The organism is Leptolyngbya sp. PCC 6406 (genome assembly GCF_000332095.2).
GTDB lineage: Bacteria > Cyanobacteriota > Cyanobacteriia > Phormidesmidales > Phormidesmidaceae > PCC-6406.
In genome coordinates this window covers 612,482-624,966 of the sequence record NZ_KI913949.1, presented here as the reverse complement: position 1 = coordinate 624,966, position 12,485 = coordinate 612,482, and the positions used below count along the sequence as shown (strand labels likewise).

Genomic DNA, 12,485 nt, shown 5'->3' with positions numbered 1-12,485 from the left:
GAAATCCATCATGCCTAAGATCCTAATCATCGAAGATGAAGCGGGCGTCCGCGACAGTATTATCGATATTCTCAATGCGGAAGATTTTATCGTCGATAGCGCCACGAATGGCGAAGAAGGACTCCGCCAAATCCTGGAATTTCGCCCTGACCTCGTGATCTGTGACGTGATGATGCCCGTGTTGGATGGCTATGAGCTGCTGAAACAGGTCCGTCAGACCCCAGATTTGGCTACCCTACCCTTTGTATTCCTCACCGCTAAGGCGGATAGGTCTGACTTTCGCAGTGGCATGGACTTAGGGGCTGATGATTATCTGACGAAACCCTTTACCCATAGCGATTTGCTGGGCATGATTCACACCCGCTTGGGAGCCCAGAACACCGCCCAGCAGCATACCCAGCAACAACTTGATGCTTTAAGAAGCAGCATTAGCACCGCCCTGCCTAGGGAGTTGGGAGCGCCGATGACGGAGATTTTGACCCTGGCAACGACCCTAGCGGAAAAGGCGGCAACCTCAACACCGGAGGAAGTAGCCACAACCGCCAGGGCCATTCACCGCAACGCCCAGCAGGTGGCACATCTGATTCAGAACATCGTGCTGTTTTCCCAACTGGAGCACCTCGATCCCGAGGCTCCTACCACCATAGCGATGCGTCAGGCCAAAACTGCAAACGCTGATCACCTAGTCAATGAGATTGCCCATCGCATTGCCGCTGAGTATCTCCGGGAGGATGACTTGGAAATTTCCCTTGAGCCCCTAGTACTACCCATGTCCGAGGTCAAACTCAAGAAGGTTTGTGAAGAATTGATCGACAACGCCTTGAAGTTTTCCGCCACCGGCACTCCGGTGAAGATCTTTGGCTCTCACCGAGACGGGATTTCGAGTCTATATTTCATCGACTATGGCCAGGGCATGACCGCCGATGAAATTGCCCAGTTGGGGGCTTACCAACAGTTTGTCCTAGAAGGTGAAGACATCCGGGGTACAGGGCTCGGGTTCACCATTGCCAAACGGTTAGTGGAACTTCACAACGGAGAAATCATTATCGAAAGCATTCCTGGACAGCAAACCATTGTGCGAGTCGCCCTAAAGGACTAAGGCCCAATCCAGCTCCCTTGCCAATCCCTGGAATATAGCAAGGGCTAAATCAGGAATTGGTTACTACCTGGGGCTACATATTGGGAATCCCCTGCTATAAATAGACGCAAGCCAGGGAATTGAATCTGGGGATGAGTGCCGCTCTAGGATGCCTGGTGCGGATTGAACTTACCAGGGTGAGACCGGCATTGACCCGTCATAAAACGATCCTTCCTGAATTGACAGAAGCAGAGTATTACTATGAATCGCCTAGCGCCCCCCCCGCCCACTGTTTCGCCCCGCCCGACGGCGTTGGATGATGTGCTGGCATGGCCTCTCCAAAATGCCCTCAATAGCTTAAATGTGCAGCTGGAGCGGGAACTGGCTCGATATCGCCAGGGACGCCGGGGGAGTTCTCTGACAGAGCGCTCGGTATTCCAACCGCGATGGTCAAAGACCGGCCCAAAGGGGCCATCGCGGCCCCTCAACCTAATTAGTGTGGGCACACGGCCTAGCAGCCCCACCCAGGAAAGCAATCGCCCCACGCCACCGCCCCCACCCCCCAATCCCCGACTCCAGCGCTCCCCAGCCCCGATCCCGGCTGCGGTACCGCCCCTAAACCTGGGAGTCGGAGCGATCATTCCTCAGCCTTCTGCCGCACCTCAGGACTATATGGCCTCCTCTGAAGCGCTGCTAGAGAGCCTGGGCCAAGGCTATGGGGGCCAAGGCTATGACACACCCTTCCATCCGACCCCAGAGCCTCCAGCATCCTCCCCATTTTGGAATCGCGTCCTGGGGACACCTCTGGGCCTAGGCGCTATCCTGCTGCTGCTCGTCGCTAGTGCTGGGTTGGGGTATCTGCTGGTCAACCCCGCCGCCATTGGCCACCTGACTGCCCAGATGCCCTGGGCCAATAGTGACGCCCTAGAGACCGATACAGAAGGGGACAGTCCCGTGGCCTTAGCGACACCAAATTCACCTAATCGCTCCTTCCAGCCTCTCAGCCCCGATTTGTCACGCCAGGAATTTACCCGGCTAGACCTGAGTACCCTGAGCACCTTGCCCGGAGCCACAGTTCGCCCATCTAATACAGCCTCCACCCCGTCCACCGGATTGGCTCCAGCAGCGTCTACCCCTGGCACGGTAGCAGTTTCTCCCGTAAGCCCAATTCCCCCAGTGAGCCCAGAGCGACCTCAGGCTGCTGCCCCATCCGTCGCGTCTGCCCCCCGCCCTACCCAGGCTCCAGCCCAGTCCGCCCCCCGCCCTGCTGCCCCAGCTCAGCAATCCAGCAGTCCAACTCCGGCGCCGGCTGCACCCACCCCCGCCTCTAGCCAGAATTACTATGTGGTGACGGACTACACAGGCGACCCCTCCCTCTATGAATCCCGGCAGATCGTGGGAGATGCCTACGTGCGAAACTTCCCAACGGGGGCGCGGATCCAGCTTGGCTCCTTTTCCTCAGAGGCAGACGCCGCCGCCCATGCGCAAACGCTTCAAGGTCAGGGCATCAATGCCCAGGTTTATCGCCCCTAAATCCCTAGTGAAGGAATGTCCCTGCTATCGTGACTAGCAGGGACTTGCATGGGGAAAGGACAACCATGGGCCTATGGAATCGCCTCAATCAGACTATTCGCGCCAATATTACCAGTTGGATCCAAAATGTTGAGGATCCAGAAAAGCTGCTGGATCAGGCTGTCGCCGACATGCAGACGGATTTGATCCAATTGCGGCAGTCGGTGGCTCAAGCGATCGCAACTCAAAAGCGTACGGAGCGCCAATGTAGCCAGACCCAGACTTTGGCCCAGGAATGGTTTAACCGGGCTGAGCTAGCCCTGCGCCATGGTGATGAGAACCGTGCCCGCGAGGCGCTGACCCAGCGGCAATCCTATCTCGACATGGTCAAGACCTTGGAGGGACACCTAACCCAGCAGGGGGAGGTGGTGGGACGCCTCAAGGACACCATGCGCGCCCTGGAGCACAAAATTACCGATGCCCGAACCCGTCGTGATATGTATATCGCCCGAGCACGATCGGCGGAGGCTTCCCAGCGACTGAATGAAATGATCGGCCAGTTCAGTCCGGGGAGCGCTCTAGGGGCTTTTGATCGCATGGAGGATAAGGTGTTGGACTTGGAGGCCCAGGCGGGTGCGATCGCAGATCTAAACCAGACCCTCCAGTCCAGCACCCTAGAACAACGCTTCGCGGCCCTAGAGGGAACAGGGACTGCCTCCGTAGAAGCAACCCTAGCCTCAATGAAAGCCAATCTCCTCAACCCCACAGACTCCCAAGACAACCCATCCCCCTAGGACACCCAGAGGTAAATTTGGACAGTTCCGTAGGGTGCATGGGCGAAGCAATGCACCGCAGAAAGCCCTGATACAACACCCGTTCAGGAAAGTTATCCGAATGGGATGTCACTCTTCCTCTGGCTTAGCGTGTAAAAGCACTTCACCATTCAACATCCGCTGAGCCGCATCCAGCAACGCTTCTTCCAGGTAAGGCTTAGTAAAGTAGCCATTAGCCCCCAGATCCAAAGCCATCTGGCGGTGACGATCAGCTCCTCGGGACGTCAGCATTGCAATGGGTACATGCTTGAGGGAGCTATCCTTCTGCATTCGTGACAGCAACTCTAAGCCGTCCATTCTCGGCATCTCAATATCGCAGAACACCAAATCACAGGGCAAACCCGATCTCAGTTTTTCCCAAGCCTCTTGACCATCGCGGGCCTGTTCCACTCGATAGCCCACCTTATTGAAACTCATGGACAGCAACTCCCGCACCGTAATCGAGTCGTCCACAATGAGAACCGTCGGCTCCGCCTTGAGAGGAAGAGCCTCCGTAGCGGGGGCACCCGTATCTTGACTCCAGAGAGAAGAACCACTTTCCCGCCGCACCCGTCCCTGGGCAATATCGATCAACTCCAAGACATCGGCAATCGGCATAACCCGCCCATCCCCCAACACCGTAGCCCCAGCAATACCTACAGGCTTGGGCACAGGACCTTCAAGCTGTTTGATCACGATTTCCTGCTCCCCCAACACCCGGTCCACCTGGAGACCAATATGGGTGTTGGCACTGCGCAGTACGACAATGGACACCATGTCATCATCCTGAGTCCCCCCATAGACTCGGCCTCGACCCAAGGTGCGATTAAACTGCAAGAGATCCGAAAGCGGTTGGAAGGAAAGATTGGTGTCCCGCCATAGAATACTACTCTGGCCTACATCATTGGTTTGCACCCGTTCCTTGGGCACATCGAACATATCCTCCACCCCATCCATAGGAAAGGCAATGCGAGCCTGATTGTTAAGACAACTCAGAGCCTTGGAAATACTTAGGGTCAGGGGCAGACGGATGGTAAAACTAGTGCCCTTACCCATTTCAGAATCAATAGTCACAGCCCCGCGAATCTCGGAAAGGGCCGTGCGGACTACGTCCATCCCCACACCCCGTCCAGCAAAGTCATCAGCCTTGTCTCGGGTGCTAAAACCAGGGCGGAACAGCAACTCATGGGTTTCCAACACCGACATAGATCGGGCTTCCGCCTGGGTAATCAACCCCTTCTTGATGGCTTGCTGCTTCACAATATCGGGGTTGATTCCGCCTCCATCGTCGGCAATGTAAATGACCGTTTGGTTCCCCTGGTAAAAAGCCCGCACCGTAATGGTGCCTTCTCGGGTCTTGCCCGCAGCAACCCGCTCATCCGGGGGCTCAATGCCATGGGTAATCGCATTGTTGACCAAATGGGTCATGGGATCGTAGAGACGCTCCAGAATCATTTTGTCGATCAGGGTGTCCCGTCCTTCCACTACCAGCCTTGCCTCCTTACCACACTTGAGAGAGATATCTCGCACGGCTCGGGGCAGGCGATCAGCGGTTTGGGCAAAAGGCACCATGCGCGCCTTATTCAGACCCTCTTGGAGTTGGGTGGTAACTTGCCGGAATTGGCGGGTGATCTGGTCGGAAGATTCAACGGTATAGCCAATATCAGAGGCCGACTCCCGCACCCGCACAATCAGCTCAATCATTTCCTGGGAAAGAGTATGAAAGCCCGTGAAACGGTCCATCTCCAAGGCATCAAAGGTAGCGCCTGTCGCATGGCCACCACCGCCATTCTCTTCATTACCACCCCGATGGCTAACTGTACTGCCTCCTGAATGAAACGCATGGCGGCTGGAAATCAGAGAGCTTTCCAACAGCGAACGCTCGTAGAGATCCCGCATCCGCTGACCGACATCATTAAGTTGTTGCACCTGGAAGAGAAGATTATCTAGGAACTGGCGTAGACGTTCCTGATCCTGCTCTAGGGAATTACGGTTGACCACCAATTCCCCCACTAAATTACTGAGGGTATCTAGGTGCTTCACTGACACCCGCATGGTCTGGTCCACCATAGCCCCTACTCGGCGGTTAATCCGGGCACCACCGCTGCCCCCGCGCATAGTAGGGGATGAGCCACCGAGGGACTTGTCGGCGGCCTCCAAGAGCTTTTCTAAATCGCCAAACTCATCATCAACGGCTGCACTGCCATCCCCATCGTCATCCAGGAGAGCATCCAACTCACCAAAGGCCATCTCATCGCCATCAGCACCGCTGAGGAAATCTTCCTCCTCTGAAAGAAGCGCGTCTAGATCGCCAAACTCCTCAGCAGCTCCCGTAGCTAGAGCCTCATCCTCCGCCAGCATCGCCTCCAAATCATCAAAACCCTCCTCCGATTCATCAGCATTGGCTTCGGCAGTGGCTGAGTCGAGATCTTCGTCCCCCAGTAAGGCATCGAGATCCTCAAACCCTTCCTCAGTGGCAGCAGTGGCTTCATCCTCTAGCAAAAAGTCCAGATTTTCAAAGTCTGGATCAGCGGTTTCTGAAGTCTCTGGAGATTCCGTAGGCTCTGGAGTGCCATGGTCTTCCTCTAAGCCAAAGAGGCTGTCCCCATCCAGGGGGTCCATATCCCCCAAGAAATCAGCACTATCTCCTAGAACATCACCGATAGCGACTTCGTCAGCACCATCTGTTGCCGCTTCTTCTCCAAAAAGGTCCAGATCACCTAAATCCCCTAAGTCGTCTGCATTGTCAGTGAACAGGGCAGAGGCATCATCCATAACGTCAGATAGGTCTGCCTCCTCGGTAGTGGGACGACTGCCCTCGGTGGGGGCGACAGCATCCATGAGATCGGCGGTGGACTCCCCTGGACTATCGGTGAGTTGAGCAGAGCTATCACCATCTATGCCAAAAAAGTCTGCAAGATCCTCATTAGCACTAGTGGCTTCCTCTGATTCCTCCTCCAAGAGGGAGAGGTCTGCAAAGTCTTCGAATAGGGAATCCTCGTCATCTCCAGCAGCAGTAGCTACAGGGGCTGCTGCTGGATGTTCTGCTTCCCATAGATTATCCAGGGCATCCAGGGCACTGGCATCATCAACGGCATCCTCGTCACCGTCTGATTGAGTAGACCAAGGGTCTTCCAGTGCTCCAATGTTGGCGGCTGCGGCCATGGAAGGGGGGGATGGAGGGGCTGGGATGACTTCAGCATCTCCCCAAAGATCTCCCAAAACCTCGGTAGATGTAGCGGCGGCTACCGCCTCAGAATCTCCAGGGGATATCTCTTCTCCACCAAATAGGTCGTCCATCAGATCATCGGCGTCCAATCCTGACAAATCCAGGTCTGATGTAGCGGCGGCTACCGCCTCAGAATCTCCAGGGGATATCTCTTCTCCACCAAATAGGTCGTCCATCAGATCATCGGCGTCCAATCCTGACAAATCCAGGTCTGTTGCCAGATCAAAAGCAGCAGGGGTCGGGATCTCGATCTCTTGATCCCCCCTTTGATTGACGGATGAAGTAGGACTGGGATCTAAATCCAGATCCCAATCTAGATCGGCATTATTTTCTGGAGGCACTTCGGAGGAGGCCAGATCCAGATCGAGTTCAGCTTCGGGAACATCAAACAGGTCAGCACCCACCCCCAAGTCTAGATCCAGTTCAGTCACGGCTGGCGCAGATTCGGCTCCATCACCATCGGTGCTAAATCTGTCCAAATCCAGATCGAAGTCTAAATCTCCTGCCTCTGCTAAGACTTCATTTCCAGAATCAAACGAGGGGTCAACGTCTTCTACCGCATCATTCGCCAGATTGAAGGCGGCATCCCAGCCTAGGTCCGTTTCATCTGCGATCGCTACATTCTGGCCAAAGTCCCCTGGCGGATCAAACAAGGCATCAAACTGATCATCTAAACCCTGGTTATCTTGATCATGGCCACTGGGATCATGGCCACTGGTGAGACCACCATCCTCGTCAGGGGAGAAGGTAAGGTCATCAAAGTTAAGTTCTCCACCATCTACTTGACTAGCATCAGCAATCGCTGCCGCCGCGTCGCCATTGAAGAGTCCCCCAAAGTCCAAGTCTTCGCTATCTTCGCTCGCCCCGTCTTCCACCCCGCCAAAAACAGCCTCAAAGTCTCCATCCCCATCTCCTGACTCAGGTTCAAGAGGGTCACTGGGAGGCTTGATCTCGGCCAAGGCATCCATGTCTAGGGCCGAGTCTAGGAAAAGATCGTCCTCAGCCACGTTGGCATCTGGGTCAGAGTCTAGAACCAGGCCGAAATCATCGGCAGTGGTGTCCATCTCCAGATCGGTGGCTCCAGTCTCAAAGAGATCACCCAGATCATCCGCAACAGCGGCTTCATCTGCGGTTGTAGGCTGATCTAGTGCCGGTTCAGTAAAAAAGGCATCTAGATCTACGGACGGTGTAGTGGCGGCGGCTTGACTGGCCTGTTCCAGTAGAGCATCTAAGTCATCGCCAGCGGTCACCTTAGGTAACGGAACGTCATCTTCGATGCCAAACAGATCGCTGAAGTCTTCTCCCTCAACCCCAGCTTCGGTCATCGAGTCTGCTTCTTCGCTGCCGTAGCCCCCTTCTAGGGCGGTGTCCCCAAACAGGCTGGCTAGTTCCTGCTGGGAGTCCATATCATCGCCATCGGGGCCACCAAAGTCGTCCTCTTCAGAGAGCATCAAATCCGAAAAGTCGCTGGGGATGTCAATATCCAGGGGAGTGCGATGGTCTCCGACCGGCCAAAGACCATCGCGATCTGTTAGTTCTTCACCAGTGTCCGCATCCTCCTGCCAGGTTTCTCCTTCAAACAAATCCGCCAAACTATTCAACTCAGCGGCCCCAACCTCTGGACCATGAGCAGGGGATGCCGACGGTGGCAGCACCGACTCCTCAGAAGTAGGAGTGGTCAGATCAGCGCCGGCAAAGGCGGCGGCAAAGTCATCGGTGAAATCCCTATCTAGATCTTCGCTCTCACGATCATCCTCGGGAGCAGGGGCAGAATCCAACCAGGTGAGGTCTTCGGCATCTTCCAGTTCCGCCACCGCTTGCCCCGCATCGCTGGCGAAGAGAGCGGCCAGATCGGATTCTTCCTCTGGAGCCGCCAAGGCGTCATCCAGAAGGGCCTCAAGATCAGCGTCGGTGGTGACGGAGGCGGGCTCCTCCATCGCAGGGGGCGGTAACAAGTCTTGCATGGCCGCAGAGGGGGTAATGTCGTTGGCCCGCCCACCCATCACCCGCTCTTGTCCCTGCTTCAGATCCTTGATAATCACCGGAGCCAGGGTGCGGTAGGTCTGCTCTGGATTCCCCACAGCACTGCGAGCTGCCTGCACCAGCTCACACCAAGGCACTAGTTCAAACTGTTCTCCAATCCGCAAAAGAGCATCACAGGTAGCCTGAAGAGAACTACGGCTGGTAGCATTGTCGGGCTGCTTGAAAAGACCCAACATTTCCCGCAGATGGCCTGGTACATCACTGCGGAAGACCAGCTTCAGGGCACTTTCTTCTGTATGGGGTGGAGCAGTTACAGCAGGCGTGGAGGGAGCCGTAGGCACCGCCACTGGGGCAACATTCTCCGCATTGGCCACTAGGGTATTGAGGTGCTTTTCAAGCTGACCAAAGACGGGCTCAATATCCGCCATAACCTCTTGGGCCTTTTCATCGGTCAGCCCAAAGGGGCCTTGGAGCTCCTCCACCAGGGATTGCAGCCCATCAAAAACCTGGAGAAACATGGATTCCAAGGTCCGATCGGTGCGGATCGGCGATTCCTTAATCACTTTGAAATAGTCTTCTAGGCGGTGGGAGGTGCGCTGCACACTCTCAATGCCCAACATGGCTGCCCCACCTTTGATGGAGTGGGCGGCACGGAAGACCTCGTTGACCATTTCCGAATCGCCGATGGTGGCCTGCAAATTCAGCAGTCCTTGCTCAATGGTATTGAGGTGATCCTTCGCTTCCTCAATGAAGTATCCCAGGATTCGCTGCTGCTGTTCAGGCATCATGGCGGATAACTCCCCCTCATGCTTGGTGAATAAACACGGCTGGCGGGGCCTTACCCGATTGACCGCTGTTTGAGTTACGGTAGCCCAGATTTCTCTGAACAGACCGTTATTGGCTGGTTCTATTCTGACTCACTGACTCAACACCCTGGCACCTGCCCCGATCACGGCTGGGAATATTCCATGCCAAAAGTCATCCCCCGGATTGGACCAAGGGTGTTGCTCTGGCCAATTCATGCTTTGACCTATGCTCAGGTCCGGGGCAGGGATTTAGCTGAAACAGGTTTAGGTTGGCCATTAGTTTCCTTGCCTCCTGCCACTATTGCCGTCTACCTTGAATCGCTCCACGGAGGTCAGCAGGTCTCGGGCAACCCCCACAAGGTTTTGTAGGGATGCGGACACGCGCTGGGATTCCTGGGAGGTTTCCTGGGCGGTTAGCTCAACGGATTGCATAACCTGGGCCACGGTACGGGAGGTTTCTGTTTGCTCAATGGTGTCGGCGGTGATGGACCGCACTAGGACATCAATGCGGTTAGACACTTGGATAATGTCTTCCAGAGAGCGCTTGGCCTGTTCCGCCAGTCGGGTGCCCTCGATCACCTGTTGAGTCCCTTCTTCCATGGCGGTCATCACACCACCGGTTTCACTCTGAATCTGGAGAACGATCTGCTCGATTTCCTTGGATGCCTTCGCGGCCCGATCTGCCAACTGCCGCACTTCATCCGCAACAATGGCGAAGCCGCGACCGGCTTCCCCGGCTCGTGCCGCTTCGATGCTGGCATTCAAGGCCAGAAGGTTAGTCCGGGAGGCAATGGATGAGATCAGGGCCACAATCTTGGAAATTTCCTGGGAAGACTCCGCCAGTCGCTTCACCTTACGGGTGGTTTCTGCTACCGTTTCCCGAATTTCTAGAATACCGGCCACGGTGCGTTCCACCGACTCGCCACCCCGTAAGGCGGTAGCGGATGCGGAACGGGCGACTTCCTCTGCTTCGCGGGCACTTTCTGCCACCCGTTGAATGGAGTCGGTCATCACCTGCACTGAGTTTAGGGTGACGGCCAGTTCTTCTGCCTGCCGTAGGGCATCCCCAGACAAGCTGCGGGCAAAGGATTCATTCTCGGTGGATGCCTTGCTAACCTGACGGGCGGCGACACTCACCTGCTGGACAATCTCTCGCAGGTTTTGAATGGTGAGGTTAAAGGAGTCGGCTACGGCTCCTAGCACGTCGGCGGTGACTTCTGCCTGCACGGTCAGATCGCCCCGAGCGGCCCCTTCTACGTCGTCTAGAAGGCGAATCACCTGACGCTGGAGGTCCTCTTTGGCCTGTTCCTGTTCTTGGGCTTTGCGCTGGGCTTCGCTGGTGGTGGTGAGGATCACTCGCGCCATTTGGTTGAAGCTGGAGGAGAGGTGGCCAAAGTCGTCGTCGGAGTAGACAGTGGCCCGAGCATTGAGGTTGCCCTGGGAAACAATGGTGAATTGGGTTTGCAGATCTTGAACGGACTGCTTAACCCGTCGATTGGCCAGATGGCCAACGCCCGCTGTGGTCGTAAACCCAGCTAGACCTGCCATTCCGGCCATGGCAGCATGGACACCCCGAGGAAGGTTATCCGTGGTCCGGCTGGCGGCGACGAAGCTGACAAGGGCAACTGCGATCGCAGAAACAATCCCCGTTGCCCCTGCCACCATAATTTGCTTGGTATCCAGCGAAGCATTTTCCAGAGGGGCTAGCCAGCCCTGGTCTACTGCTGGAGCCTCGGTGGAGCCTTCATCCATCTGGGCGAAAGCAGGGATAGACTCTGCTGCCCCCGAGATGCTGAAGATTTCCTCATCCCCCATGGTGGCATGGTCAATGGGGTCATTGAGGGAAAACCCAGAGTTATTGCCATTACCCATATCATCACTGGAGCCTATCCCTACGCTGCCCACCGAAGGACTGGTAAACCCAGCAGAACTGTCGGTGAGTTCAAAGTCAGGGAGGCTACCAAGATCATCAAAATCATCAAAATCATCGAGGAAATCGACATTGCTGCCACTGCCAGAGCCAGTATCTGCCATAGTCTCCGACCGGCCAAAGGCCATCGCACCAGCCCCAGAGTCCCCATAGTCGCTATCCCCAAAAGCATTGGCATAGGGATCATTGTTTAAGTCCGGAGGGCCGGGGGAAAAGACCGTCTGGTCATCATCCCCATCCATAGGACTAGAAAAGGCATCGGCATCAGCAAAGGCATCTGGGCTGGAACTTCTTTGTCCTCCAAAGGAACCAGACTCCGGCATAAAGAGAGTTTGATCTTCGCCAGGAAACTCATTAACTGATCCCAGGGTATCTGCCTCCTCACCAAACCCCTCCCTTGGCGGCATTGCTAAAGGGTCTAACCCATTCAAGGGTTCTCCACTACCGGCAGTCCCTAAACTGTCAAAATCCGAGAAGGGATCACCCGCTGACGGGGACCCAAAGACATCATCCGGCAAGGAATTTCCTGTAAAAGGATTGGCTACCGACTCCTCCTCCGGCCAATTTGGCTCCGACACACTTGGGGCGGCAAAGGGATCTGCCGCAAAAGGGCTATCCCCAGATCCATGCCCGAGATCATCCGTTGCCAATGCTTCACCAAAGGGATCACCATAGGCTGTGGGATCCTCTTCATTAGCGCCAATACCGGCACCCCCCTCCTCGTGCAGGCTCATATCAGGAAAGTCAAAATTGTCCGATGACGAGCCTGCCTGTCCATAGGACGCATCCGCTAAGGTCGCATAGAGATCGTCAGCATCAGAGGCGGAGGCACTACTGGCAGACCCGTTGCTGTCATCAGCAAATTGATCTGCGTAGGCCAAACCATTGTTGGCAAAATCTATAAATTCGGGATCTGAAGTAGTATCCAGCACCGCTTGGTACTGCTCTCGGGCCATTCGATAATCTTGGAGACCGTAGCAGTAGATATGCCCCCGTAACAGCAGCACACTCGGATCGGTCGGGTACTCGGCGGCGAGTTGATCGATGGCAGTGGCAGCTTCCTCGTAGCTCCCCTGCATATAGGCTCTCTCAGCTTTCTGATATGCTTGAGAGTAGTCGGTACTTGACGCCATTT

Annotated in this window: 5 protein-coding genes; 3 read left to right on the top strand and 2 right to left on the bottom strand. The window is 55.6% G+C overall.

Going from position 1 to position 12,485, the window contains the following annotated elements; translation table 11 throughout:
* Positions 1 to 10 precede the first annotated feature (10 nt).
* The 3 genes from LEP6406_RS0202870 (at position 11) to LEP6406_RS0202860 (ending at position 3,384) form a co-directional block, all read left to right on the top strand.
* A complete protein-coding gene (locus LEP6406_RS0202870; protein ID WP_008310276.1) occupies positions 11 to 1,099 on the top strand; it encodes a hybrid sensor histidine kinase/response regulator in 1,089 nt (362 codons plus the stop codon).
* Positions 1,100 to 1,339: 240 nt separating this feature from the next.
* Positions 1,340 to 2,611: a hypothetical protein gene (locus LEP6406_RS0202865; RefSeq protein WP_008310274.1), complete on the top strand. Its 1,272-nt coding sequence runs from the start codon at positions 1,340 to 1,342 to the stop codon at positions 2,609 to 2,611.
* A 65-nt stretch (positions 2,612 to 2,676) separates the two neighbouring features.
* Positions 2,677 to 3,384, top strand: a complete 708-nt coding sequence (locus tag LEP6406_RS0202860; protein WP_008310272.1) for a PspA/IM30 family protein — start codon at positions 2,677 to 2,679, stop codon at positions 3,382 to 3,384.
* A 108-nt stretch (positions 3,385 to 3,492) separates the two neighbouring features.
* Here the strand turns inward: LEP6406_RS0202860 and LEP6406_RS0202855 are convergent, their stop codons facing one another.
* Positions 3,493 to 9,402: a hybrid sensor histidine kinase/response regulator gene (locus LEP6406_RS0202855; RefSeq protein ID WP_027268787.1), complete on the bottom strand. Its 5,910-nt coding sequence runs from the start codon at positions 9,400 to 9,402 to the stop codon at positions 3,493 to 3,495.
* A 294-nt stretch (positions 9,403 to 9,696) separates the two neighbouring features.
* Positions 9,697 to 12,483 (bottom strand): methyl-accepting chemotaxis protein, encoded by a 2,787-nt coding sequence (locus LEP6406_RS0202850; protein ID WP_008310151.1) that lies wholly within the window; start codon positions 12,481 to 12,483, stop codon positions 9,697 to 9,699.
* Between the last annotated feature and the right edge of the window lie 2 nt (positions 12,484 to 12,485).